The organism is Vibrio sp. Vb0667, assembly GCF_033391095.1.
Map to the genome: position 1 here is coordinate 221,628 of NZ_JAWPOL010000004.1, position 24,269 is coordinate 245,896.

At 45.4% G+C, this 24,269-nt stretch carries 25 protein-coding genes; 19 read left to right on the forward strand and 6 right to left on the reverse strand.

Annotated elements, in window-relative coordinates:
* Positions 1-80 precede the first annotated feature (80 nt).
* Genes R8269_RS07710 through fliJ form a run of 8 tightly spaced genes read left to right on the forward strand, consistent with a single transcriptional unit; the run spans position 81 to position 8,104 of the window.
* The gene (locus R8269_RS07710) at positions 81-1,100 is read left to right on the forward strand and encodes an OmpA family protein (RefSeq protein WP_053307937.1); all 1,020 of its coding nucleotides are present in this window, start codon (positions 81-83) and stop codon (positions 1,098-1,100) included.
* The gene (locus R8269_RS07715; protein WP_031778880.1) at positions 1,100-2,431 is read left to right on the forward strand and encodes a sigma-54 interaction domain-containing protein; all 1,332 of its coding nucleotides are present in this window, start codon (positions 1,100-1,102) and stop codon (positions 2,429-2,431) included. Before R8269_RS07710 ends, R8269_RS07715 begins: the two co-directional genes overlap by 1 nt.
* Positions 2,432-2,446: 15 nt before the next feature.
* Positions 2,447-2,803 carry a flagellar hook-basal body complex protein FliE gene (fliE, locus tag R8269_RS07720; RefSeq protein ID WP_005375045.1) on the forward strand — a complete coding sequence of 119 codons (357 nt, stop codon included), beginning with the start codon at positions 2,447-2,449 and terminating at the stop codon, positions 2,801-2,803.
* A 3-nt stretch (positions 2,804-2,806) separates the two neighbouring features.
* Positions 2,807-4,558: a flagellar basal-body MS-ring/collar protein FliF gene (gene fliF, locus R8269_RS07725; RefSeq protein WP_005384024.1), complete on the forward strand. Its 1,752-nt coding sequence runs from the start codon at positions 2,807-2,809 to the stop codon at positions 4,556-4,558.
* Complete coding sequence (locus R8269_RS07730) at positions 4,527-5,540, forward strand: flagellar motor switch protein FliG (RefSeq protein ID WP_005375048.1); 1,014 nt, start codon at positions 4,527-4,529, stop codon at positions 5,538-5,540. Before fliF ends, R8269_RS07730 begins: the two co-directional genes overlap by 32 nt.
* Positions 5,541-5,544: 4 nt before the next feature.
* Positions 5,545-6,300, forward strand: coding sequence for a flagellar assembly protein FliH (gene fliH / locus R8269_RS07735; protein ID WP_017820534.1), 756 nt, complete (start codon positions 5,545-5,547; stop codon positions 6,298-6,300).
* Positions 6,293-7,639 (forward strand): flagellar protein export ATPase FliI, encoded by a 1,347-nt coding sequence (gene fliI / locus R8269_RS07740; protein WP_005375057.1) that lies wholly within the window; start codon positions 6,293-6,295, stop codon positions 7,637-7,639. Before fliH ends, fliI begins: the two co-directional genes overlap by 8 nt.
* Positions 7,640-7,663: 24 nt before the next feature.
* Positions 7,664-8,104 carry a flagellar export protein FliJ gene (fliJ, locus tag R8269_RS07745; RefSeq protein ID WP_017820533.1) on the forward strand — a complete coding sequence of 147 codons (441 nt, stop codon included), beginning with the start codon at positions 7,664-7,666 and terminating at the stop codon, positions 8,102-8,104.
* Positions 8,105-8,120: 16 nt separating this feature from the next.
* Here fliJ and R8269_RS07750 read toward each other — a convergent pair whose 3' ends face one another.
* Entirely contained in the window at positions 8,121-9,179 is a 1,059-nt protein-coding gene (locus tag R8269_RS07750; RefSeq protein ID WP_054579359.1) for a S1 family peptidase, read from the reverse strand.
* Positions 9,180-9,252: 73 nt separating this feature from the next.
* The gene (locus tag R8269_RS07755) at positions 9,253-10,146 is read right to left on the reverse strand and encodes a LysR substrate-binding domain-containing protein (protein WP_033906699.1); all 894 of its coding nucleotides are present in this window, start codon (positions 10,144-10,146) and stop codon (positions 9,253-9,255) included.
* Between the two features lie 128 nt (positions 10,147-10,274).
* On the opposite strand from R8269_RS07755, the gene R8269_RS07760 reads away from it, so the two are divergent.
* From R8269_RS07760 to R8269_RS07785, 6 genes are all read left to right on the forward strand, one after another.
* Positions 10,275-11,198 (forward strand): DMT family transporter, encoded by a 924-nt coding sequence (locus tag R8269_RS07760; protein WP_053307934.1) that lies wholly within the window; start codon positions 10,275-10,277, stop codon positions 11,196-11,198.
* Between the two features lie 99 nt (positions 11,199-11,297).
* Entirely contained in the window at positions 11,298-11,744 is a 447-nt protein-coding gene (locus R8269_RS07765) for an SRPBCC family protein (protein WP_170889967.1), read from the forward strand.
* A gap of 83 nt (positions 11,745-11,827) precedes the next feature.
* Entirely contained in the window at positions 11,828-12,580 is a 753-nt protein-coding gene (locus R8269_RS07770) for a phosphatase (protein ID WP_005375066.1), read from the forward strand.
* A 156-nt stretch (positions 12,581-12,736) separates the two neighbouring features.
* Complete coding sequence (locus R8269_RS07775) at positions 12,737-13,126, forward strand: cytochrome b562 (protein WP_225491626.1); 390 nt, start codon at positions 12,737-12,739, stop codon at positions 13,124-13,126.
* A 174-nt stretch (positions 13,127-13,300) separates the two neighbouring features.
* Positions 13,301-13,660, forward strand: coding sequence for a hypothetical protein (locus R8269_RS07780; protein WP_063344780.1), 360 nt, complete (start codon positions 13,301-13,303; stop codon positions 13,658-13,660).
* Positions 13,661-14,075: 415 nt separating this feature from the next.
* Positions 14,076-15,515, forward strand: a complete 1,440-nt coding sequence (locus tag R8269_RS07785; RefSeq protein ID WP_318222502.1) for a PepSY domain-containing protein — start codon at positions 14,076-14,078, stop codon at positions 15,513-15,515.
* Between the two features lie 57 nt (positions 15,516-15,572).
* Here the strand turns inward: R8269_RS07785 and R8269_RS07790 are convergent, their stop codons facing one another.
* From R8269_RS07790 to R8269_RS07800, 3 genes are all read right to left on the reverse strand, one after another.
* Complete coding sequence (locus tag R8269_RS07790; protein WP_053303870.1) at positions 15,573-15,956, reverse strand: VOC family protein; 384 nt, start codon at positions 15,954-15,956, stop codon at positions 15,573-15,575.
* Positions 15,957-15,967: 11 nt separating this feature from the next.
* A complete protein-coding gene (locus R8269_RS07795; RefSeq protein ID WP_042601221.1) occupies positions 15,968-16,897 on the reverse strand; it encodes a LysR family transcriptional regulator in 930 nt (309 codons plus the stop codon).
* A 77-nt stretch (positions 16,898-16,974) separates the two neighbouring features.
* Positions 16,975-17,448 (reverse strand): hypothetical protein, encoded by a 474-nt coding sequence (locus R8269_RS07800; protein WP_033906704.1) that lies wholly within the window; start codon positions 17,446-17,448, stop codon positions 16,975-16,977.
* Positions 17,449-17,999: 551 nt separating this feature from the next.
* Between R8269_RS07800 and R8269_RS07805 the strand changes: the two genes are divergently transcribed.
* The 4 genes from R8269_RS07805 (at position 18,000) to R8269_RS07820 (ending at position 21,756) form a co-directional block, all read left to right on the forward strand.
* A complete protein-coding gene (locus tag R8269_RS07805; protein WP_033906705.1) occupies positions 18,000-18,683 on the forward strand; it encodes a spondin domain-containing protein in 684 nt (227 codons plus the stop codon).
* Between the two features lie 9 nt (positions 18,684-18,692).
* On the forward strand, positions 18,693-19,388 hold the full coding sequence (locus R8269_RS07810; RefSeq protein WP_005443001.1) for a spondin domain-containing protein: 696 nt from the start codon (positions 18,693-18,695) through the stop codon (positions 19,386-19,388).
* A 146-nt stretch (positions 19,389-19,534) separates the two neighbouring features.
* Positions 19,535-20,266: a response regulator transcription factor gene (locus tag R8269_RS07815; protein ID WP_041053947.1), complete on the forward strand. Its 732-nt coding sequence runs from the start codon at positions 19,535-19,537 to the stop codon at positions 20,264-20,266.
* Between the two features lie 116 nt (positions 20,267-20,382).
* Positions 20,383-21,756 carry a sensor histidine kinase gene (locus R8269_RS07820; RefSeq protein WP_053303867.1) on the forward strand — a complete coding sequence of 458 codons (1,374 nt, stop codon included), beginning with the start codon at positions 20,383-20,385 and terminating at the stop codon, positions 21,754-21,756.
* A 27-nt stretch (positions 21,757-21,783) separates the two neighbouring features.
* Here the strand turns inward: R8269_RS07820 and R8269_RS07825 are convergent, their stop codons facing one another.
* A complete protein-coding gene (locus tag R8269_RS07825) occupies positions 21,784-22,299 on the reverse strand; it encodes a superoxide dismutase family protein (protein ID WP_104976434.1) in 516 nt (171 codons plus the stop codon).
* Between the two features lie 541 nt (positions 22,300-22,840).
* Here R8269_RS07825 and R8269_RS07830 point away from each other — a divergent pair.
* A complete protein-coding gene (locus R8269_RS07830) occupies positions 22,841-24,250 on the forward strand; it encodes an aminotransferase class V-fold PLP-dependent enzyme (protein ID WP_213910488.1) in 1,410 nt (469 codons plus the stop codon).
* The last annotated feature ends 19 nt before the right edge of the window (positions 24,251-24,269 follow it).

Consider the following 24,269-nt stretch of genomic DNA (forward strand, 5'->3'; position numbering starts at 1 on the left):
CTTAAAGCTTCCGTTGGAGGCTAAGCGTGCTCTCTTGAGCGTTTTGTAACCAATTTTAATATTCAGAATAGGTAATTAAAATGATTAGCTATGCCAGTTCTCTCGGCTTGGTGGCATATTTAATTAAACGGTTTAAGTCATGGGAATGTAAGATATACATGAATCATGTCCGTTTGATAATTTGTAACACAATTATTGTTATCAGTTTTATTTTTTCAAAAGTGTCATATTCAGAAGAAGTCTTAACAATCCCTATGGACCTCTCTAAATGGACATATGAGGGAAATAAATTCAAATGCAACCTGTTGCAATCAAATAAAGACTATGGGAAGTTTTATTTCCTAGCGGAACCTAATAATAAATTCTATTTTATTTCCGATATAGAATATGAAAACAATAAATGGAAAACGATTGCTTTAACAACTCAAAATGCTCCTTGGGGTGGTGAGCTTTATAGAAAAGAATTTGGTTCCCTTGAATTTACTAAGCCGTCTCAGCGTTTCATCTTTAATAAAGGCGCTGAAGAATTCATGGATTCAATTGCTTCGGGTAGTTGGGTGACGCTGTCACTTAAAGGAAGTAATGCTTCCTCTGTTTCAGAGATTGTGATTCCTACTCTTCAAATTCAAAACGCATTGAAATCATTTAATGCGTGTCGCGCGCGATTGCCTAAATTGTCTTTTTCAGAGGCAAGGGATATGGCGCTCTCATTTGAGTTTGGTCAGAAGACGTTAAGTCGTGGACAGAAAGCAACACTAGAAGCGCTGTATAGCTATGTATCTGTGGATGATCGAGTGACCAAAATCCTCATCGACGGTCACACCGATAACGTTGGTTCAAGTTTAACGAACCTTTCTGTGTCACGTACTCGAGCAGAGCAAGTCACCAATGCTTTGATTGAGCTTGGGGTCGACGAGTCGATGATCGAAACACGAGCTCATGGTTCACGTTACCCAATTGCCAGCAATAACTCGGTTAATGGCCAAGCAAAAAACCGACGTGTCACCCTGCGTTTAGTGAGGGACAACGAGTATACGGCTACGAAACACCACCCAGATCTACAATCACAAAATCAACAAACGAAAGTTAAGGTTCAATGATGACGAAAACGAAAATTTTGTTGGTTGAGCCAAATGAAGCTCTTGCTCAACCAGTATTGGATGTGTTGCAAAATGCAGGTTACACCGCGAAACACACTCGTACTGGTCGAGGCGCTTTGCTTGAAGAGCGAGCAGAAATCACTTTAGTGAGCTCTACGCTGCCGGATATGTGTGTTCGTGAGTTTGTCGCGTGTCACCAAAAGCAGCGAAATTCGGGTGTTGTTATTGCGATTGTCGACCAAGAACAAGGCATCTTGGCTGCTGAGACGATGAAAGCGGGCGCTACTGATTATCTATTACGCCCATTTGAATCTAATCAGTTGGTTAATCTGCTTAAACGTGTTGAAGCGTTAGGTAAGCCAATGGCCAACATTGTTGCGGAGTCTTGGAGAAGCAAACAAGTTCTGCAATTAGCGCATCGTGCAGCATGTACTAACGCGAGTGTGCTTATTACAGGTGAATCGGGAACGGGTAAAGAAGTGCTGGCGCGATATGTGCATGAGCACTCTCCGCGTATCAATGGTCCATTTGTGGCGGTTAACTGCGCCGCCATTCCAGAGTCAATGTTAGAGGCTGTGCTATTCGGTCATGTAAAAGGCGCGTTCACCGGAGCGACAAATTCTCAAAGCGGTAAGTTTGAAGAAGCAAATGGCGGGACGATTCTGCTTGACGAGATTGGTGAAATGTCACCTGCGGTTCAAGCTAAATTGTTACGCGTCCTTCAAGAGCGTGAAGTAGAACGTGTTGGTAGCCATAAAGCCGTTCAGCTCGATATTCGTGTTATTGCGGCAACCAACAAAGACTTACGTGAGGAAGTTCAAAAAGGCACGTTCCGTGAAGATCTTTATTATCGATTAGATGTGCTGCCTCTGCACTGGCCGCCTTTGCGTGAAAGAAAAGAGGACATTCTACCAATTAGCCAATTCTTTATTGAAAAGTATCAAGATAGCAGCCGCTGTCACCTATCCCAAGATGCGATTAGTGCGCTGAGTCAGTATCACTGGCCGGGCAATATTCGTGAGTTGGAAAATGTCATTCAACGCGCTTTGGTCATGCGTCATGGTGATTACATTACAGCCCATGACCTGATGCTGCCTATTGAGCTTGTCGCGTCAGTTCCTACAGCAGAGCCAACTTCAAGTTTTGGTCATGTAGAAGCGAAGAAGCAAGCTGAATATCAGTTTATTTTGGAAAAGTTACGTCAGTTTGGTGGAAACCGAACGAAAACCGCAAACGCGCTTGGAGTCTCTACTCGAGCGCTACGCTACAAGCTCGCAGCAATGCGAGAACATGGTATTGATTTACAGTCGGCACTAGGCTCGGCTGCCTAATAGGAGAAAAAATAGATGGCAAGTCAACCTACTCATGCGGTCTCGGCAGAGCAACTTATGTTGTCAAAAATGCAGGCGATGCAGGCACAAGTGCAGCCGCCAGAGTTTATCGTGAGTGCAAATCCTTTAGATCAACAATCACTAAACGCACCTTTATCGTTCTCACAAGCGATGACAAATGTGTTGGATACAGTGAATCAACATCAATCAGTGGCTAGTCAAAAAATGACGGCCGTAGAAACAGGAAAAAGTGATGACCTAGTTGGTGCAATGGTCGCGAGCCAAAAAGCCAGCTTGTCCTTTAATGCTTTGATGCAAGTGCGCAACAAAGTCGTGACCTCATTTGAAGATATTATGAAGATGCCGGTGTAATTCATGTCAGAACTAACCCCCCAAGTCGCCGGAAACACAGCTATGGCTACCGGCACAGCACAGACATTTTCTACTGCCAACGGCATGGACGATGTGACAACGAAGCTGAAGCAAATCTGGTCTAGCAGTCAGAGAAACTTAGTGCTATCTGCGGTGTTAGCTGCGATTGTTGCAGCGATTATTGTGGTTGCACTATGGAGTTCCTCGCAGAGCTTTCGTCCGCTATATAGCCAGCAAGAGCGTTTTGATATCGGCGAAATTGTGTCGGTATTAGAAAGCGAAGGCGTAAGCTACCGCATGCAAGAGCAAAATGGACAAGTTCTTGTACCAGAAGGTGAGGTTGCGAAGGTACGCATGTTGCTTGCATCAAAAGGTGTCAAAGCTAAGCTGCCGACAGGTTTGGATTCGCTCAAGGAAGATAGCTCTCTTGGTACGAGCCAATTTATGGAAACGGCGCGTTATCGTCATGGTTTAGAAGGTGAGTTAGTACGTACTATCATGTCTTTGAACTCAGTAGCGAACGCGCGTGTTCATTTAGCAATACCTCGTCAAACTCTATTCGTCCGCCAAAACAGTGAGAATCCTTCAGCATCTGTCATGCTTGAGCTCAAACCTGGTGAAGACTTAAAGCCTGAACAAGTTGAAGCGATCATTAACCTAGTGGTCGGCAGTGTCACGGCAATGAAGCCAGAATTTGTTTCTGTCATTGACCAGTATGGCCGTCTTCTTAGTGCGGATGTCGCTTCTGCGGAAGCTGGTAAAGTAAATGCGAAATATCTTGAATACCAGAAGAGTGTTGAAAAACAGATCATCCAACGCGCAGCAGATATGCTTACGCCGATTGTGGGGCCGAGTAACTTCCGAGTACAAGTCGCTGCCGATCTGGATTTTAGCCAAGTTGAAGAAACACAAGAAATTTTGGATAACGCGCCGGTTGTGCGTAATGAGCACACCATTCATAACAACTCGGTTGATCAAATTGCGTTGGGTGTTCCTGGTTCTCTAAGTAACCAACCGCCAGTGACAGGATCTGGTGAAGTGGAAACGAACGACAGCCAAAACACGAATGCGCGATCTGAAGTGAATCGTCAATATGCTGTAGGTAGTAGTGTTCGTCGTACTCAATACCAACAAGGCCAAATAGAAAAGCTTAGTGTCTCGGTTCTGTTGAACTCCAAAGCTTCGCCAGATGGTGTGGCGTGGAGTGAAGCCGATAAAGAGCAAATCTCAAACATGATCATGGATGCTGTTGGTATCTCTGCCACACGAGGTGACAGCTTAAGTTTAATGAGTTTCAACTTCACCCCAATCGAAATTGATGCTCCTCCTGCACTGCCGTGGTGGCAAGACCCTACAGTACAGCAGCCAATACGCTACGTTATTGGTGGCTTGTTAGGCTTGGCGATGATCTTCTTCGTACTGCGTCCATTAATCATGCACCTAACTGGCGTTGATAAACCTGTGCCTGAGCTAAATTTTGCTGAGCCTCAGGAAGAACCTGACTACGAAAACTTGCAAACGCGTGAAGAGCGCGAGCATGAAGAAGTACTTGACCGCCGCCTATCTGAAAAAGGCATCTCAGCCTCTTCAGGTTTAGATGTAAACAGCGACATGCTACCACCAGCAGGTTCGCCATTAGAAATTCAATTGAAACACCTACAGCTTATTGCTAATGAAGAGCCAGAGCGCGTAGCCGAAATACTGAAACAATGGGTAAACATCAATGAACACAGTTCTATCAAAGCAGACGCTTAGTTATGTTGAACAAACCGCGCTCGTGCTATTAGGCATGGGCGAGGATGCCGCAGCGAAGGTTTTGCAACACTTTAGCCGTGATGAAACCCAGCGTGTGACTCGTGCAATGGCGAAGTTAAATGGCATTAAGAGCGATTCTGCTCGTGGTGTTATTCAAACTTTCTTTGAAGATTTCCGTGAGCACAGCGGTATTCGAGGAGCCTCTAAGGAATACCTATCTAATACATTGCGTAAAGCATTGGGTAACGATTTGGCAAAAGGGTTATTAAATACCTTATATGGCGATGAAATTCGCAACAATATGCAGCGCTTACAGTGGGTGGAAGCAGAAACTCTCGCTCGTTTCATTGTGAACGAGCACCCACAAATGCAAGCAATTTTTCTAGCGTATTTGCCAGCAGACAGCTCTTCAGCGGTATTGAAGCACTTGCCACAAGATTACCATGACGAAATCTTGTTCCGTATTGCTCAATTGCAAGATATCGATCATCAAGTTGCCGTTGATTTGCATGAACTCGTTGAGCGTTGCATCGAAAAAGTATCCGCAAGTCAAAGCACGCCGTTATCAGGTGTTAAGCAAGCAGCAGATATCATTAACCGCTTTGAAGGTGACCGTGGTTCATTGATGGAAATGCTGAAGTTGCATGATGAAGATGTTGTTAATGCAATTGAAGAAAACATGTTCGACTTTATGGTTCTTGGCCGACAACGCGAAGAAACTATGGACATGTTGGTGCAGCAAATCCCGCTAGAGTTGTGGGCAGTTGCGCTAAAAGGTTCCGATATTACCTTACAACAAGCTATTAAGCGTTCAATGCCGCAACGTATGGTGAAAGCGCTAGAAGATGACATGGACGCACGCGGCGCTGTTGCGTTAAGTCGAGTTCAAAAAGCACGTCAAGACATCATGCAAATGGTACGTGAGCTGGATGAATCTGGTGAAGTTCAGCTGCTTCTCTATGAAGAGCCAACGGTGGAGTAAGGTCATGCTAGAGACAAAATCAAGTACTATGCGATTGCCTCCGAACGGGTATCGTTTACACCGTTTTCCGCCTTTAGCGCAACCTAAGACTATCGAAGACGAATTCGGGCTAGATAACCAAGGCTGGCAAGAACCTCAAATTGATATCCAACAGCAACTTGAAGAAGGTTTTCAACAAGGTTTGCAACAAGGACATGAGGAAGGCTTACGCCAAGGTATCGAACAGGGCAAGCAACAAGGTCTGTTGGAAGGCCAAAAAGAAGGTTTCCAAAAAGGCTTTGTTTCCGGTGAGCAGTCTGGAAAGCAAGGCTTTTTGGAGGCGGCGAAGCCTGTCAATGAACTTTTTCACGCCCTTTCTCGTTGGCAAGATGAAAAAGAACAGCAACAACGCCATATGATTTGTGAACTGGTACAAAAGGTAGCTCAGCAAGTGATTCGTGCCGAGCTCACTTTAATGCCTCAGCAGATCCTAGCTTTGGTGGATGAGACATTGTCTGCCATGCCTGGTAAAGCGGAAACAGTAACTGTGCATTTAAATCCGCAAGATTTAGAGCGCATTACTCACATCAATGCTGATTTGCCGCAATCTTGGAAACTGGTCCCTAATACGGAGCTTCCTATTGGTGGCTGTCAGTTAGTGACTGATGACGCAGAAGCGGATGCGAGCTGCGACTCTCGTTTGGAAGCCTGTATGGACAATGTAAAGCAACACCTTTTGGATGAAGTCAGTATTCCACAGGTAGAGTCTGAGCATGAGTAATACCCTAAGCCATGAACTATTAAGTGAGCGTTTGAGCGAAGCCTTGGCTTCGCTCGATTCAATCCCTGTTGCTCGCGTAACAGGGCGATTGATAAAAGTAAACGGCTTAATGTTACAAGCCGTAGGGTGTCGGTTTAAGCTTGAGCAGCGTTGTCTCGTAGAAACCGCGGAAGGCGATATGATCGAAGCGCAAGTTGTGGGCTTTGAACACACTATTGCTTACCTCATGCCTATCCGCCGTTTAGGCGGTCTGTTTGCAGGTGCAAAAGTCATCCCTCTTGATGGTGATAGTACCGTGCAGCTAAGCTCTCAGTGGTTAGGACGCGTACTGAATGGTTTAGGTGAGCCGTTAGATGACGGGGCACCGCTTAAGGGGGGTGATCGAGTTTCACTTGAACCAAAACCGATTAACCCACTGAAGCGACGCCCAGTTGATACGCCACTCAACGTAGGCGTGCGTGCTATTAATGGACTATTGACGGTAGGCAAAGGCCAACGTATTGGTTTGATGGCTGGCAGTGGCGTCGGTAAAAGTGTGTTAATGGGGATGATCACCAAAAACACGGAGGCCGATGTAATTGTGGTCGGGCTTATCGGTGAGCGAGGCAGAGAAGTACGTGAGTTTATCGAGAGAAACTTAACCCCAGAAGCGCGCAAGAAAGCGATCATTATCGCGGCTCCTGCTGATGAATCCCCGCTAATGAGGTTAAGAGCGACACTACTTTGTCATCGCGTTTCAGAGTATTTCCGAGACCAAGGCAAAGACGTTCTACTTCTGATGGACTCTCTAACCCGATACGCCATGGCACAGCGCGAAATCGCTCTTTCGCTCGGTGAGCCTCCAGCTTCTCGTGGTTATCCGCCCTCAGTCTTCAGCGTGTTACCTCAACTCCTAGAGCGAGCGGGTAACAGTGAAAATCAACATGGTAGCTTAACGGCAATTTATACCGTATTGGCAGAAGGGGACGACCAACAAGATCCTGTCGTGGATTCCGCGCGCGCCATCTTAGATGGGCATGTCGTTTTATCGCGTCAACTGGCTGAGCAAGGGCATTATCCCGCGATAGATATCAACGCGTCTATTAGCCGTTGTATGAATACTTGTACGCAGGACGCACACAGCACGATTGCGAATAACTTCCGTCAAATGTACTCCAACTACCTTCAGGTTAAAGAGTTACTGCCATTAGGGGGTTATCAACCAGGACAAGATCCTGAGTTAGATCAATCTGTTGCTATGTATCCAAATTTGCGTGCATATCTACAACAAGCTGCCAACGAGTCTGTAGATTACCCAACCAGTTTGACCGAGCTCGCGCAGCTTTTTCAAAGTGCTTAATCAAATGGGAGTGACAAGGCTGAAATGAAATCCAAGTTAAAAGCCGTAGGCAAGTTACAGCAAATGGAAGAAAAACAGCGTGACCGTGTGGGTCAACAACTTGATGCCATGCGTCAGCGTCACTCCCATCTTTCAATGCAATTGGAACAGTTGTCGGCGTTGAAAGGCCACGCTGGACAATCAACCCGAACCGGCCCGACGCTGACGAGCGCGGCTTTGATGAACTTTAATCGTGTTGACCAAATGCTACAAAGAATGCTTCGTCACCACGAGCAAGAGCAAGCCGTTATGCAAGCGGAATGTGCATCTGTACAGAAAACGCTAGAACACAAGCACGCACGCGTTCAAGGGTTAGAAAAAGTGCTTGATCGTTGGCGTACTAAGCAGAACTATGAAAAAGCGAAAAAAGAGCAAAAGATGATTGAAGACATCATTAACTCTCGCGTTAAGCGCAAGATATTATGATGTCTTGTTGACGCTACTAGGAGCGCGAATAATTTCTGCGGTGTCTTAGCCAACCAAACCAGCCTCCAAGCATGATCAACCCTGATCCGAGAGCACCGCCGCCACTGCTGCCGTTGTTACCAAAGCCAGATGTGTTGGTATCGACAGGCTCAAAGCCAGAGTCCCCTTCGCTATGATAATCTTCCGAACTTGCTAAGAGGGCGTTATAACTGGTTTTTACACCTGAGCTGGTTTGGGTCTCAATCCATGTTGCATAGTTCAAAATCTCGGTAAACACACTTGGAATCGCAGCGGATTCGCAAACTGAAGAACCGTAGCTCACAATGCCAATTTGCTGATACATGCCATTATTGTCTTGATAGGTGAGAGGACCGCCTGAGTCACCACGACAGATACCAGTGTAGCTTCGTTCAGGAAATCCATTCGCACATAAACTTTCCTGAGCGTTAAACCCTGTTACCAACGAAGCGCATTGGGTGTCGGTAAGGGGTTTTACTTCTGCCCAGCGTAAATAGTTAGGGGGGCTTTCATCATTGGTTGAGGTCTGACCTAAACCGAATATCTGATAAACTGACTTGCTGCTGTAGTCTCCAAAGTCTTGCGGTAAAGTGATGGATTGGACGTTATCGGTGATAGGTCTAGTCAATTCAAGGACAGCGATGTCATTAATCCATAAATCGCTAGGCACATAATCAGGATGAATCGTGATAGAGCGAACATCTTTGAATTCTTCAACAAACACGTCATTCATCGTAGGGTTTTTGACTAACACTCGTAGGTCGTTGACTGTCCAGCCGTCAGTAAAAACGCTTGGTTCTACGCAGTGAGCCGCAGTTAAAATGAAGCGGTCGTTTACAATGGTTCCCCCACAAATATTGGCAAACTGATTAGCGCCAGTTTTATGTAGAATAAGACGTGCAAAAAAAGGAAGTTGGTTTTGGGTAGCCTGCTGACCCCCAATAATTGCCGTGGAGATCCCTTGTTCTGAAAGGCGGTTATCATTTTCTACTTCAGCGGTCGTACTCAAAGATACTGCAAAACAGAGTGCGCTTAGCCATATTTGATACTGCTTCATAAACCATCCTTGGATGAAAAGTGCTCTTCTAACTTTATACTAGTTTTTCAGTGAATGTGCTTAACAAAAGTTTCTAATAGTTGAATGATTGTTGTAGCCAAGATCGCAACAGATGAAACGATTCAAGCTTTAGCTTGTGTGGCGGGCATACAAAGTAAAGCTGTTGATGAGGATTAATGACGGGTTCACCCAGCTCGATTAGCTGACCATATTTGATGTCATCCTTCACAAACAAGCGATGAGTGACCAATAACCCCAAACGACGAGTTGTGGCCTGGACGGCTTGTATCGACATGTTAAAAGTGATTGGTTTTTTATTTTTAGGTCGCTGGATACCCGTCGCGTCCAGCCACACGTTCCAGTCATTTTTTCTTCGTTCGTTAGTAACTTCAATGATGGGATACTGCTTTAAGAGTTGAGTGATGTTTGAGTCCTTGGTCTTCGCTATCAATTCAGGACTGCACACCAAAACCAGTTCATCTTCACTGAGCTTTTCGCAGTAGTAATCCTGCCATTCTTCGGGATTTCCATGCACCAAAGCCGCGTCGATACCTTCTTGTTCTAAATTGAATCTGCCAGACAGGTTTGATAAACGAACGTCTAATTGAGGAGCAAACCCTTGTAAATCTGACATTCGAGGAATCCACCAGTGAAGAGCCAATGAATTCACCATATTGAGCGTAACACGTTGCAAATTCTGATCTTGGATGAGTGCTTCCGTTGCATCGACAATTTGCTCTAAAGCGGGTGCCACCTTTCTGTAATACTTTTTACCGTCCGCATTGAGTTGAACTTGTCTGCCTATGCGATCAAACAGAGGCTTGTTGACTTGACTCTCCAGCGATTTAATTGCCTGACTTACGGCTGAGTGGCTCACACTTAATATCTGTGCTGCTTCTGTCATGCTGCCAGACTCAGCTACTGCAACAAATGCGTAGATGGACTTTAAGGGGACTAGTTTCCGCATAATTTAAAAACCGTAGCTGGTGATAGATAAGTTAAACTGTAAGTTTTTCTTACATCAATGGTTAATATTACTCGCTATTTACGATAAGTGATGTCTTTTAAAATGCTCCATATATTAAGGAGTATTGAATGAATGCTGTAAATAAATCTATCCTTTTCATGTTGATGTCTACGTTAAGCTTATCTGTTACTGGACTGTTAGCAAAGCAGTTGTCAGGCGAACTTTCCGTCACACTATTTAGCTTCTTACGTTTTTTGGTGCCTGCGCTTATCTTACTTATCTTACTTCGTGTGAAAAACCTTACCTTTCCTAAAGCGGGCACGCTAAAGCCTATTTTATTGCGTGCTCTTTGTATCGGTTTGTCACAACTTTGCTTTATCGCGTCATTACAAACGTTAACGCTCGTTGAAGGGGTTGTGTTGTTTGCTACTGGCCCATTATTTATTCCCTTGGTTGAAAAGCTGTTCATGAGGGGGCGCATTCGTGTTTCAACTTTGGCGGCTTTAGCAATGGCGTTCACTGGTGTGGTTATGTTGGCGGGCGGTGGAAGTGAGATTACATGGCGAGCGGATTTATTGCTCGGCTTGGCTGGTGGACTCTTCAATTCTGGTTCTCAGCTTACGTTATATAAAGTGAGTAAAACAAATATGTCGCCGCTAGAAATCAACTTTTGGGCGTTTGGTTTTGCTGCCGTATTTCTGTTGCCGCTAACTTTGTTTAATGACTTCGACGCGTTACTTAATATGAGTGTTATGGCGCCTGAGATTTCTTCAAATACGCTGTGGATCGGTATGATGTCTCTGATGATCATTAACACCCAAGTTTTTCGCTCCAAAGCATATAAACTGGCAAGCAGTGGCTCTCAACTTGCGCCACTCATTTTTACTAACTTATTGTTCACTGCGGTTTGGCAGAGCCTGTTTTTTGAAGACCGAATGAGTCAAAGTCAAATTGTTGGGATGAGTTTAATAGTGCTCGCAATCATACTGAACACATGTTGGGTTCGTTTTACGGCGCATCGCAGTGGCGGTTTACAAGCGAGAACTTCTTAGTCTGTCGGAAAATGAAGGGGGCAGGTAGATAAATTGGTCGTGTGGTTTGATTTTTCCTGAGTATGGGCTAGCGTCAAGAAAGGTTCAGGGAGAGAAATCATGCTTACGCTAAATTATTACGTCGAAATTTCGGCGACACCGCAACGAGTGTGGGAAGTGCTAACCGATGTTGAGTTGTATAAACGTTGGGCGCAAGCCTTTTCACCGCAGTCTCAATTTGAAGGAGCTTGGGAAGAAGGAGGTGGCATCACTTTTTTTGATCCAGATATGGGCGGGACAAGGGCGATCATAGATACGGTGCTACCCCTTCAAAAACTTGAATTTCATCATGTTGCCATTTTTAATCCGGATAATCGTCAACAACTCGATGCTGACCTAGCATCTAGGTGGATCGGATCGCGAGAGATCTACCAGATCGATACCAACAACGATCGTTTACTACTCAATGTTACCATTCATACTCACAATGACTTTGTTTCCATGTTTAATCACGGATGGGAAAAAGCCTTACCCTTGATAAAAGCCATTTGTGAAGAGCAAGCTTAGGGTTCTTGCTTATCTTGGGCTGACGATGCGTTGCCTGAAGGTATACAATAGCACGCAAGATAGCGCACCTAAGAGAGTGGATGATGGAATTTAAAGTTGATACCCATACACATACGTACGCCAGTGGTCACGCGTACAGTACCTTGATTGAAAATGCAAAGTTGGCAAAAGAGAACGGGCTGGATATGTTCTGCACGACCGATCACGCAGAATCAATGCCGGGTGCGCCTCATTACTGGTTCTTCTCGAACCAGAAAATTCTGCCTCGCTTTCTTGAAGGCGTTGCGATTATTCGTGGCGTTGAATCTAACATTATGAATACCGAAGGCGACATTGATATTCCACTGAGTGTGGACCGCAACTTAGATTGGGTGATCGCGAGTTTTCATGAACCCGTTTTTCGTCCTGCAAACAAGCAAACTCACACGGAAGCACTTGTTAATGTCATTCAGAGTGGTCGTATTGATGCGCTCGGTCATCTTGGTAATCCAAATTTCGACTTTGATTTTCAGACCGTTTTAGCGTGCGCGAAAGAGCACAATGTCGCGATTGAAATTAATAACACCACGCTGAAAGGCAACAGCCGAGTAGGCAGCGTAGACCGTTGCCACGAGATTGCACAAATCGGGAAAGATCTCGGTGTTTTCTTCACCACGGGCAGTGACGCGCATTTCTGTCACGATGTTGGTAATCTGGATTTGGTTGGAGAGTTAATGGACAAAGTGGGTATTGATAGCAAGAAAGTGATTACTCACACCGCTCAGCAGTTTTTGTCTTTCTTAGCTTTGAGAGGCCGTAAACCAATTGCAGAATATGACAGCATTCTCAACGCATAAACTTGATTACATTTAAGGTATGCACCCGACGCCAGATTGCTTTACACTGCGACCCGGAAATACTCAACTAAGCTAGTTTTTCGCCTCTTATGGCGTAGGTTATTTGGGTGAATAAAGCCGACACAGAATTCGGCACTATAAATGGAGAAGTGAAAAATGTTACGTCCTTTAGTCCTAGGGTGTGCGATTGCGTTTGGCTCAACATACGCAATGGCAGAAGCGGTTGATTTAAAACAAAACATGAAACAGATGAAGATGGAATTCAAACAGGCGGCAGAAGCATCTGATGTCGAAACCATGAAATCTGCGATTGATAGCTTGCAAGCGATTGTTGAACAATCTAAGCGTGGTAATTACCCACCAGAGAAGTTTGATACTTACTTAGAAGGCTTTAACAAGCTGACGGTAACGCTAGATAAGATTGAAGCGGATCTTGATGCGGGCAAGCTACAAGAAGCGAAAGACCAACTGCGTGAAATCGATAGCCTTCGTGAAGAGTACCACGACAAACGCAACCCAAGTATCTGGAGCAAACTGTTTAGCTAACCGTTTATCCAACTTGAAGAAATGACCATCAGCCTGCCACTTCGGCGGGCTTTTTTGTGCCTGTCAATCGAGGTATTCAAGAAAACCTGTGAGGTAGCAGCCACTTATTGATACTGTTTTTTGAGCTATCACTCAAAATTGGTTACGCTGTGTGAAATTTGTTAAGTCACCGTTATGCGTAGATTAATTCCTTTTTACCGCTCGATGTTATTTGCTAGTGCTCTCAGTTGGGTGCTAGTGACGCTGATGCCTGTTATCAATGCTCATGGTAACAGCATGGGCGTGTGGGCGACGCTATGTACGCTTAACGGATTTGAGTTGGTCCAAATAGAAGAGGGCGACAATTCGGTCAGCCACAAAGGCAAGCCTTGTCCGTTTAGCCACTTCTCGACTTTTCATCACGATACACTTCCAACGACACCGATACTTTCAAGACTGAGCTTGGTGATTTCTGACAGCTACGCTTATTTGGCTCTAAGTGTGCGATTTGAAACACCAGTTCCTCGAGCGCCGCCAGTTTCCCTTTTCTCATAACAAAAACAATTACACGATACCCAAGTAACCTCGAGATGCTTGGTTCAGCGAGAATGACTTGGTTTGTAGACGCGGCGGCGATTTAAAGGTCTAGTGGGTCTAAATCAAGATATCGACAACAAAGTATACAAGCCAAGGCAACTCGCCCTTCGGGAGCGTGTCATTGCTCCGATTGTTGCTTCAAACAACTTGGAAAGAGTTGTCTATTACACAGCGTTGTTTTCTTTGCACTCGAATCAATGACAACGCTCTGAATCCAGCATCTTGAAGTCACTTGGGTATATAGTCAGCAACACCGCCACTTCGAGCAGTGGTACTCCCAAATCTAAGTCAATTAGCGCCGCATACGAATACGTATGTACAGGATGCGTTTGGCTGAATTTGGGTGTTCAACAATGAAAAAAGGAAAATACACATGTTGAGAAACTCGGCAAAGCCTCAACTCAAGGAAGCCTCACGCGCAAAATCCATCTACTTTATGACGTGGCGATGGCACTTCTACGCAGGTTTGTTCGTCATTCCATTTATGCTCATGCTTTCCCTCACGGGATTGGTGATGTTGTTTGATGACGAAATCGAACTGGCTCGATACGAAGCGACATTACAAGTTTCACCACAAGAGCAAATGGTTCCTGTCTCTGCACAATTAGAAACCGTAAAGCAGGCGTATCCCGATTTTAATGTCACTCAATTTGTACCTGCTAAAACGGCCGATATTGCCAACCGATTCTCGATTCAAAACCAAGAAGGCAGCTTACTGATTGTTGCAGTAAATCCTTATACAGGAGACGTACAAGGCACCATTGACCGTGGTGATAGCATCTATGAACTGATGAACAGCATTCACGGCACCTTGCTCATCGGCGATCTAGGCGATCGTTTAATTGAAATCGCCGCAAGTTTGGGGATTTTGCTGTTGGTGTCTGGTTTGTACCTTTGGTTACCGAGAGACAACGCCAGCCGCGCCGGTTTTTTGAAAATCCGCTTTAACAATGGCCCTCGAATTTTGATGCGTGACCTGCATGCGAATTTAGGTGGCGTGCTGTCGATTGTTCTGTTGTTCTTTTTGATTTCAGGTTTGTCGTGGGCAGGGATCTGGGGGGCGAAAATGGTGCAAGCTTGGAATACCTTCCCAACCTATTACACATGGGGTGAGAAACCGGAATCCACACTGACACATAAAGATCTTAACCATGGTGCATCAGAAGAGATGCCATGGAACTTAGAGCTTGCTGCTGTGCCAGAGTCGAAAGATAAGCCCGCTCATGATCATGCCAATATGAAGGAAGAGACGGCATACGCAGGCAGTCATGATGCGCTCTCCATTGATGATATCATCCTCAAGGCTGAAATGATGGGCTTCACTGGCTATAAGCTGTTTTTGCCACGCTCTGAGACGGGCGTTTACACCGTTGCAGCTAACTCTATGGGCGGCGACATTTCCGACCCAAGACAAGATCGCACCAGCCACTTTGACCAATATTCCGGTCGCTTGTTGGTGGATGTAACGTGGCAAGATTACAGCGTATTTGCCAAGTTCATGGCGGCAGGTGTGTCATTGCATCAAGGTGATGTGAGTATATTGAACAAAGTGCTCAACGTAGTGTTCTGTTTGGCGTTCATCTTAATCTCAATCACAGGTGTGGTGATGTGGTGGATTCGTAGACCAAGTCGCAGTGCCACATTGGGCGCGCCACCTAAGTTTCAGCAAGACGGTATTTGGAAGCTTGGCTTAGTAACGTTGGTGATATTGTGTCTGGCGTTTCCGATGGGCGGTTTGGCAATTGTTACGGTTCTCGCACTGGATTGGCTGTTGTTCAACCGCGTTGAGAAACTGAAAACGGCGTTGAATTAGTAACAGACAAAGAATGGAATAATAAAAGAGCCTGCGAAGTCGAAGTGCTGGCTCTTTTTATTTCTGGTAAATCTCCAGTGGCAAGCCATCTGGGTCTTGGAAGAAGGTAAAGGCTTTGCCTGTAAATTCGTCAATACGAATTGGCTCAACTTCAACGTCATTCGATTCTAGGTAGGCTTTGACTTGCTCAACATCATCAACCAAAAAAGCGAGATGTCGCAGGCCTTGCGCTTCGGGAAAGCTCGGTCTCTCAGGGGCGCCCGGAAAGCTAAACAGTTCAACTTGACTGCCGTCAGGTAAAGCGAGGTCAAGCTTGTAGGAGTCTCTGGCTTCACGATAGTTTTCGGCAATGACTTTCAGTCCTAACACTTCAGTGTAAAAGCGTTTTGACTTTGGGTAATCGCTGCAAATGATCGCGACGTGATGAATGGCATTAAACATGGTTAGCCTCTTCAAGCATGGTTAGTATCCTCGGAGACTAAATGCTCCTTAACGAAGTCGATAAACACACGCAGACGAGCGGGCATGTATTTGGTTTGCGCATACTGCATCGCGATAGCGCCATGGTAGTTACTCTTGATCATCCAATCCGGCAGAACCTCTACCACTTCTCCTTGCTCTAACGCGTCTTTGATCACGAAGTCATGGAAGATCCCAATTCCCAAGCCAGACTTAACCCCGTTCAAGCGCATTTGAGAATGGTTGACGGCGTAGCGTCCACTCACGGCAATGGAGTGGAACGCTTCTTCTTTAAAGAATGACCAGATGTTGTCTTTGTCGTTCTCGGCAAGATAAATGCAGTCGTGTTGCTCAAGCTCGGTTGGGTGCTCAGGCATACCGTGTTTGGTGAGGTAATCTGGAGAAGCACACAAAACAAGATTGGTCTTGCTGATCTCTTTGAGGACCAGATTCTCATCGGGTTTGTCGGTGAGCTTAAAGGCGACATCAATACCTTGGCGGAAAAGATCGATCTCACCATCTGCTGCACGCAGCTTAAGCTGTATGTTTGGATAACGTTCTAGGAATGGCAACACAAACGGTTGAAGCACCGAATTAAGAAATGCTTCAGGGGCTGCTACTGTGAGTGCGCCTGTTGGCTCAGCATGATCTTCCGCAGATAGCTCAACGGCTTGCTGCGCGGCATTCACCATTGCGATGCTTTGGTCGTAAACCTTTTGCCCAGCTTGAGTGATGATCAACTTACGAGTCGTGCGCTCAAACAGTTTGACCGAGAGGGCTTGTTCCAACCGTGTGATCAACTTACTTAAAGCCGATGGCGTTACGCCGAGTTGTTTAGCAGCAGCGGTAAAACTGCCTTCGTTTACCACCAAGATAAACGAAGCAAGATCAGGAAGTAGGGCAATGAGTTTTGGATTAACCATAATTGTTCAGTTCTGCGCAGCGGAATAACGATATTGTCTGGTACGGTTTCACGAGGTTCAAGTGTCACCGTCTCGCTTTAACGATATTTTGCCAAAAATGCATTGAGTGCAGGCAAGCCAGATTCACCAGTATGGTATTGCTGCCAACAGTGATAAATGGCCGTTTCGTGGTCTGCAATTAACTCGATAGCTTCTCGCTCAGCGATTGAATACTGCTGTGAAGCGTTCACTTCTTCATGCCACTCTCGATACTTGACCTCATAAGGTTCTACCCATTTCAGAAGAGTCGCCACCAACTCTTGCCATGGTAAACCAATCCACTTAGTTGCATCTGCCAAGCCTTTATCCAGCATCTCTTGGTGTCGACTTTCGATATCCATGCCATTTGTTAGCAGTACAGGTTTGAGCTTTTCTGCGGTTAGCTCTTCCACTTCAATCAAGGTTTGCCACAGTGTTTGTTGTTCACTTTGGGTGTAATGGCTCAAGTAGTGGTTGAAAAAAGCGATGCCGTAGATTTCGCCATAGTAGGCAGACAGAACGTTATGAATCATGGTGAGAATCGTGATTTAAACAGAGAATACCGCATTGTAGGAGGGGAAAGCGCGAAGTGTAAATATCTGAATATACTCAAGTGACTTCAAGATACATGGTTCAGAGCGTTGTCACTGATTCAAGTTCAAGGAAAACAACGAAGCGGAATAGCGAGCTCTTTCCAAGTTGTTTGACGAAGAAATTGCTTCAGTGGCACGCTCCCGAAGGGCGAGTTGCCTTGGTTCGCATGCTTCGTTAACAATTTTCGATTTAGAACCACTAGATTTTCAAATTGTTGCCTCGCCTTCAAACCAAGTCATCCTCGCTGAACCAAGCATCTCGAGGTTACTTGAGTATAAATAAAAAAGTGCTGCTGACAGAATTCGAACAGAACTTGTGAGAATTTTATGAGAATTCGATGAAGTTGCTGATAGATTTGCTCGTCATTCTTAGAGGCAAGAACGCAAAACGTTCGAAACGTAATGCTTAACCTACTCAAGTCACGAACAAAGAAGTAAAGCCGTACAGATGGGCTTGGGTAGTTCAACCCTCATTTAAGGATGGAATCACAATGAAAAAACGTACCCAACTCGGACTCGTCATGACTTCAGTCGCTATGGCACTAGGCTCTGCATCAGTGAATGCGGCGGAATTGGAAATCACCGTGACAAACGCAACCAAAGGCATCTACTTTACGCCTCTTATTGTTGCCGCACATGGTTCTGATCTTCAAATGTTCAGAACGGGTCAAGCAGCAACGCCAGAACTAGAAGCAATGGCAGAAGGCGGTGATATCTCTGGTCTTGCTAGTGTGATTGGTAACGCTGGTGGTGCGGTGGTTGAGAACCCTGCTGGTGGCATTTTGAATCCAGGTGTTGCAACCACCTTCACCTTGGATAGTGGCGACCACGGTTATCTTTCTCTGAGCGCGATGTTGCTGCCAACCAATGATGGTTTCGTCGGTCTAGATAGCTGGAAGATTCCAACGGAAGCGGGTACATACCGAGCAACGCTAAGAAGTTACGATGCCGGTACAGAAGCGAACGATGAACTTGCGTCTAGCATGCCAAACCCACCTTTCATTACCTTTGGTACTGGCGGCACAGGCGTTGAAGCAACGGTAACTAACGACAAAGTTCACGTGCATCCGGGTAACCTTGGTGATAGCGATCCAGCCGGCGGCATCAGTGACCTAGACAGCAGCAGCCATCGTTGGTTAAACCCAGTTGCAACCATCACAATCGTTGTGAAGTAAGGGGGATGTATGAAATACAGAATCTTACTAGTTGCAGCTTCAGTCGGCTTGCTCGCCGGTTGTCCAAGCGATGATGATAACGATGTAGTGAAATCGTACCGCTACACCGTCAACGTGGCGAACTTGACTGCGAATCAACCTATGTCTCCGCTCGCGGTACTCACTCACAATGGTGACTACCAACTGTTTGAAATTGGACAAGCCGCATCTGTTGAACTTGAGCATCTTGCCGAAGGCGGGAGTAACGCTGAGCTGATTGAGTTGATGAACAGCAATGACAGTGTTTACCAAGGCATTTCGGGCAATGGATTGGTGTTGCCGGGTGCATCGGACGAAGTCACCATCACGGTTGACCCTAGTCGTTACGGTTACTTGTCTGTGGCGTCTATGTTTGTGAATACCAATGATGCCTTTGTTGGTGAAACGGGGCTATCGCTCAAATCGCTCGCAGTGGGTGAAAGCTATGAAATGAGCATGAACGTTTGGGATTCCGGCACGGAACTGAATGATGAGCTTGCCGCAACCATTCCGGGCCCAGCAGGTGGCGGTGAGGGTTTCAATGCCGCTCGTAATGACAGCAGTGACGTTGTTGCATTCCATGCGGGTGTTGTTAGCCAAGATGATGGATTAGCAAACTCAGCACTCTCTGCGAACCATCGTTTCTTGAACCCAGGTGCGAAAGTCACCATCACTCGAGTCGAGTAACACAGGCTCCGATGACGTCTCCTTTCCAAAGCGCTTGTAGCCGAGCGCTTTATCCCTCATGGCGTCATCGGAACCTTTTTTGAAAGAATTTCTAATTTGTTCCGGTCATGTGCAAAGTGAGGATACTCGAAGGCAAGGAAAGGACCATGGAACAACAGGCAATCAATTTAGTCGCGAACATCTTGTTGGTGGAAGATGACGATGATTTGGCAGAGCTGGTTCAGATGCATCTCAAGTTTCAAGGACACCAAGTGTCGCGAGCCACAAATGTCGCCGATGCTAAAACGCAATACCAGCAACAACCCTTTGATTTATTGATCCTTGACCGAGGTTTACCAGATGGTGATGGTCTAGACATTTGCCATTATTTGCGTCAGCAACAAGATTGGAGCCCAGTGCTCATGCTGACAGCCAGAGACGGTGAAATGGACAAGGTTGACGGTTTAGAAGCGGGCGTTGATGACTACATCACTAAGCCATTTAGCGTATTAGAATTCCAAGCACGAGTGCGAAACGTGTTACGCAGAGTCAGCCAAACCGCAGAAGCAAAGGTGGCAAATGAAGTCCTCGACGATGCGATGGATTTTGGTCCGCTAAGAATCATTCCGGAGTTGCACCAAGTATCCCTAAACGACAAAGACGTCACTCTTACCGCGACAGAGTTTACTTTGCTGCAGTTTCTCGCGACTCGTCCGGGCAGAGTTTACAGTAAAGATGAATTGCTCGATCACGTTTGGAACACTAGTCATTCTGGTTATCACCACACGGTGTGTAGCACCATTAACCGTTTACGCAGCAAATTGTCGTTGTCTGATTCTGATCATCACTTCATTCAAACTGTTTGGGGTGTTGGGTATAAGTTTCAACCAAGACACTAATGCAAGAAAGTAAGTCAAAACATCAAGCCAAGACAGTAAGTCTGCAGTTGTTTTCACCGTCATTTTTCAATCATCACGGGTGTTTCGGAAACACCGCTGTTTAAGGAGGCGATAGGATGAGCTTCAAATCTCGCTTGGTAGTATTTACTAGCTTGTGGTTCTGCCTCGCGGCGGTGGTGATTGCACTGACTTACAATTGGCAAAAAGAAACCATCGAGTTACGCACTAAACAAAGCCTGCATAAAGAGCTAGCTAGCCACATGCGTGATGATAACCCGCTGATGATCGGGACGGATTACAATCCGAAAGCGCTCAAGTCGATTTTTCACACGCTCATGCTGATCGGCCCTGATTTTGAAATCTACTTCCTCGATAGCCAAGGTAACATCACCACCCATGCAGCACCGGAAGGGGCGGAGATCATGGGGAAGGTGGATCTCAATCCCATTAAGCAATTCTTAAATGACCAACCTTTTCCTATTTTGGGTGAAGACCCACGTAATCGTGGTGAGCACAAAGTCTTTTCTGTCGCCGCGATAGAAGAATTAGGCTCTACGATCGGTTATCTCTACGTGGTGATTGGCAGTACCCGACATGACGCCATTGCCAATGCTCAAGTCGATACTCCTTACATCGCGCTGGCAGGATTGGTCTTAGTGTCCATTTTAGGCTTTGCTCTTGGGGCTTATGTGCTGGTCAAACGTAGCCTATTGAATCCGATTGAACGTGTGACCAAGCAACTTCAACAACAAGCTGAACATGATTTCCGCCTGCAACCTGATTTTACTCACCAAGTGCCGGAGCTCGTGCCGATTGCGCACTCTTATCAGATGATGGCGAAGCACATTCAGCAGCAGTTTTTACAGTTGGAGTATCAATCGTCTCATCGTCGTCAAAGCTTGTTGCAGCTTAGCCATGATTTAAAAACGCCGTTATCGAGCGTGCTTGGCTATTTGGAAACGTGGCGTTTGCAACATCCGGAATCCGATCCTTTGATTGACGTCGCTTTCCGAAATTGTGAGAAGCTCTCAACTCAATTGCATTCTTTGTTAGACGCCGCGCGCAAAGAAGCTCCAATGCCAAACTACGAGTACCGCCCCGTAGATCTTGGCGCGTTGATGGCAGAATGTGCCGAAACGATGCAGAGCCAGTTTTCTCGTAAAGAAGTGGTGTTGAAAGTGGATATCGATAGCGAAATCCAAACCGTGGGTGACAAGGGGCTATTGGAGCGGTTGGTATTGAACCTGCTTGAAAATGCATTGCGCCACAGCCCAATCGGCTCGGAAGTGCATTGCCAAGCACATTTGAGTGAGGATAAGTCGCGTATCCACTTTACCTTCGTCAATCACATCGAGGAAGAAGCGGAGGGCGGTTCTTTGGGGATCGGGACGAAGATTGTTCAATCGATCTTAATGCTTCACCACAGCTACCTTGAGACCAATGCAACATCCTCTCAATATCAACAGAAGTTCACACTTCTCGCAATCTAAAGAGAAGTGTGAGACATAAGTTAATGTTTATTCAATAACACCACATACGACGCGAGCGCCGCCACCACCTAGCTTACTTGGGTGATCGGAGTGATTGTCACCACCTGCATGGATCATTAACGCTCGACCTTTTAAATCTGATAATTTTAGGCGAGGCGCGACAACGGGCTGATTGGCATTGCCGTCCATGTCCACATAGAGTGGAGGCAAGTCGCCTAAATGATTGTCATCGGTCCAAGGATAGCCATGCTTCCCTGTGTTGTTAGGATCATAATGGCCACCTGCTGCGCCGCCTAATACGGTTTTGTCATCCTTTTCTATGCTATCGCAAGATGGATTAGTGTGAACATGGAAACCGTGCACACCTGCTGACAAACCTGATAATTGAGGCGTAAAAACAACGCCATAATCACTTTGTGAAATCTCAATGGTACCCGCACTCTCATTGGTGTTGAGAGCAGTCATTTCTACCGTTTTCGCTAGCACGTTAGGGGCGGCGACAAGAGCGGATGCAACTGAAATGCATAGCAATCCTTTTAACATGGGACCTCCTTCTTTTAGGGTGTACGCTCAAGCACATATTAGTGAAAACCTGTTGTACTTATGTCTGTTGAGCGGTGAGTTTATGTCATAGAGTGATGTGTATCACTTTATGGTCTTAAACTGATATCTCGATCCGAAATCAGCTTTCTTTTATTTAGTCTTAACATGTTGAGATCGTTAAGATATAAAAAGAATAGACGCCAATCTTAAAATAGCCTGAATATTTTTAAATTAACGCAAAGTTAAATTTTTAATGACTTTATAACAAAGCTCATAATTGTTTTATAAAGAATTTGGTGGAATTGTCCGCAATAAAGAATAATCAAATTAACGAATATATTAATGTGAACATTGTTGTTTATAGATTTGTGGTCAAACTGTTGCTTATATCATCAAATAAGATAAAAAATTGGAACTAAAGTCACTTAATGGCAGAGGAAAAAATTAAACTCTGATTGTAATGGGTAATAATGTTTTAGTAACAGATAGTTACGCACTTAAAATTAATAATATGGCTAATTTCCGACAAGGATTGAAAAAGATGAAAGACAAGGAATCTATTCAGACTAATAGCAGCCGCCGTAATTTTCTGAAAGGCGCAACAGGAGCTGTTGTTGCTGGTGTGAGTGCTTCCGCTTTCTCAGGCGTAGCTCAAGCACGAGAACAGAAAATTGATTGGAGCAGCCGCGGGCTAGGTAGAAAACACGATAAGCGCTTCTGGCGTAAAGTGCGAAGACAGTTCGTTTTGGATAAACGAACCACTTACATGAACATTGGTACAACAGGTTCAATGCCAAAACATGTTCTTGAAGATTACGAGCATAACAACAAGCTGGTGGCTAAATACCCTTGGGATATGAAAGGCAAATTTGGCTCTTGGCCGTATGTTTCTGAGATGGTTAAAGACGTCGCACCAGGTTTTGGTGCTAACCCAGAAGAGATCATTCTCAGCCGCAACACTACTGATGGCTTATGCTCGATCATTAATGGCTTACACTTTGAACCAGGTGATGTGATTCTAACGACACACCATGAACATATTGCTGCAACATCACCTATGAACGTAGCGAAACATCGTTTTGGTGTGGATGTGGTAGAAATTCAACTACCAGTATTTACTGGTACCGAAAACGTTTCTGAGCAAGATTACATTCAAGCGTTCCGAGACGCGCTTGATGCGAATCAAAACGTTCGCCTAATTGTTTTCTCTCATATCACATACAAAACAGGAACCGCGCTACCAGCAAAAGCCATTTGTGCTTTAGCAAAAGAGTATGGTGTACCTACTCTTGTTGATGGCGCGCATACGGTCGGTATGTTTGACCTTGATTTCCACGATATGGATTGTGATTTCTATGCAGGATCTGGTCATAAGTGGCAGTGTGGTCCGGGCGCGACAGGTATTCTGTATGTTCGTGATAACGGTAACCGTTTGAATGAGTATTGGAGTGACCGAGAGAACCCGTTATGGTTGATCAACTCCTCACTTTCTCATGCTGATTACCTAGGTAAACAGCTGCAAATGCAATACATTGGTAACGATAACTATCCTGCGAAACAAGCACTAGTTGATAGTTGCAAAATGTGGGATGAGATTGGTCGAGACCGTATCGAAGAGCGAGTTGTAAGCCTTGGTAGTTTATGTAAAACCTTGCTTCAAGAGTACTTACCACAAGCCAAAATGTATTCACCAAACGTGGAAGGCTTAACCAGTGGCTTAACGACGGTTAACCCGTTCCCCGATGTAACTAATGAAGAGATACTGACGGAATTCCGAGATCGTTTACGTGAAGAGTATGGTTACATCATCCGTACGACTAGCTTTAAGCTGCATAAGGATGATGACTTTGATACTTACGCGCTGCGTATCTCTACGCATTTGTTCCATGACGAACAAGATGTGGAAGGGCTCGTAGTGGCGATGACGAATTTGTATTACTCGTCGTTCTAACATCGTTGTTTATCACTCA

Coding starts and splice junctions, on each gene's coding strand:
- R8269_RS07710 (WP_053307937.1), top strand. CDS start 81: ATGATTAGCTATGCCAGTTCTCTCGGCTTGGTGGCATATTTAATTAAA.
- R8269_RS07715 (WP_031778880.1), top strand. CDS start 1,100: ATGACGAAAACGAAAATTTTGTTGGTTGAGCCAAATGAAGCTCTTGCT.
- fliE (WP_005375045.1), top strand. CDS start 2,447: ATGGCAAGTCAACCTACTCATGCGGTCTCGGCAGAGCAACTTATGTTG.
- fliF (WP_005384024.1), top strand. CDS start 2,807: ATGTCAGAACTAACCCCCCAAGTCGCCGGAAACACAGCTATGGCTACC.
- R8269_RS07730 (WP_005375048.1), top strand. CDS start 4,527: ATGAACACAGTTCTATCAAAGCAGACGCTTAGTTATGTTGAACAAACC.
- fliH (WP_017820534.1), top strand. CDS start 5,545: ATGCTAGAGACAAAATCAAGTACTATGCGATTGCCTCCGAACGGGTAT.
- fliI (WP_005375057.1), top strand. CDS start 6,293: ATGAGTAATACCCTAAGCCATGAACTATTAAGTGAGCGTTTGAGCGAA.
- fliJ (WP_017820533.1), top strand. CDS start 7,664: ATGAAATCCAAGTTAAAAGCCGTAGGCAAGTTACAGCAAATGGAAGAA.
- R8269_RS07750 (WP_054579359.1), bottom strand. CDS start 9,179: ATGAAGCAGTATCAAATATGGCTAAGCGCACTCTGTTTTGCAGTATCT.
- R8269_RS07755 (WP_033906699.1), bottom strand. CDS start 10,146: ATGCGGAAACTAGTCCCCTTAAAGTCCATCTACGCATTTGTTGCAGTA.
- R8269_RS07760 (WP_053307934.1), top strand. CDS start 10,275: ATGAATGCTGTAAATAAATCTATCCTTTTCATGTTGATGTCTACGTTA.
- R8269_RS07765 (WP_170889967.1), top strand. CDS start 11,298: ATGCTTACGCTAAATTATTACGTCGAAATTTCGGCGACACCGCAACGA.
- R8269_RS07770 (WP_005375066.1), top strand. CDS start 11,828: ATGGAATTTAAAGTTGATACCCATACACATACGTACGCCAGTGGTCAC.
- R8269_RS07775 (WP_225491626.1), top strand. CDS start 12,737: ATGTTACGTCCTTTAGTCCTAGGGTGTGCGATTGCGTTTGGCTCAACA.
- R8269_RS07780 (WP_063344780.1), top strand. CDS start 13,301: ATGCGTAGATTAATTCCTTTTTACCGCTCGATGTTATTTGCTAGTGCT.
- R8269_RS07785 (WP_318222502.1), top strand. CDS start 14,076: ATGTTGAGAAACTCGGCAAAGCCTCAACTCAAGGAAGCCTCACGCGCA.
- R8269_RS07790 (WP_053303870.1), bottom strand. CDS start 15,956: ATGTTTAATGCCATTCATCACGTCGCGATCATTTGCAGCGATTACCCA.
- R8269_RS07795 (WP_042601221.1), bottom strand. CDS start 16,897: ATGGTTAATCCAAAACTCATTGCCCTACTTCCTGATCTTGCTTCGTTT.
- R8269_RS07800 (WP_033906704.1), bottom strand. CDS start 17,448: ATGATTCATAACGTTCTGTCTGCCTACTATGGCGAAATCTACGGCATC.
- R8269_RS07805 (WP_033906705.1), top strand. CDS start 18,000: ATGAAAAAACGTACCCAACTCGGACTCGTCATGACTTCAGTCGCTATG.
- R8269_RS07810 (WP_005443001.1), top strand. CDS start 18,693: ATGAAATACAGAATCTTACTAGTTGCAGCTTCAGTCGGCTTGCTCGCC.
- R8269_RS07815 (WP_041053947.1), top strand. CDS start 19,535: ATGGAACAACAGGCAATCAATTTAGTCGCGAACATCTTGTTGGTGGAA.
- R8269_RS07820 (WP_053303867.1), top strand. CDS start 20,383: ATGAGCTTCAAATCTCGCTTGGTAGTATTTACTAGCTTGTGGTTCTGC.
- R8269_RS07825 (WP_104976434.1), bottom strand. CDS start 22,299: ATGTTAAAAGGATTGCTATGCATTTCAGTTGCATCCGCTCTTGTCGCC.
- R8269_RS07830 (WP_213910488.1), top strand. CDS start 22,841: ATGAAAGACAAGGAATCTATTCAGACTAATAGCAGCCGCCGTAATTTT.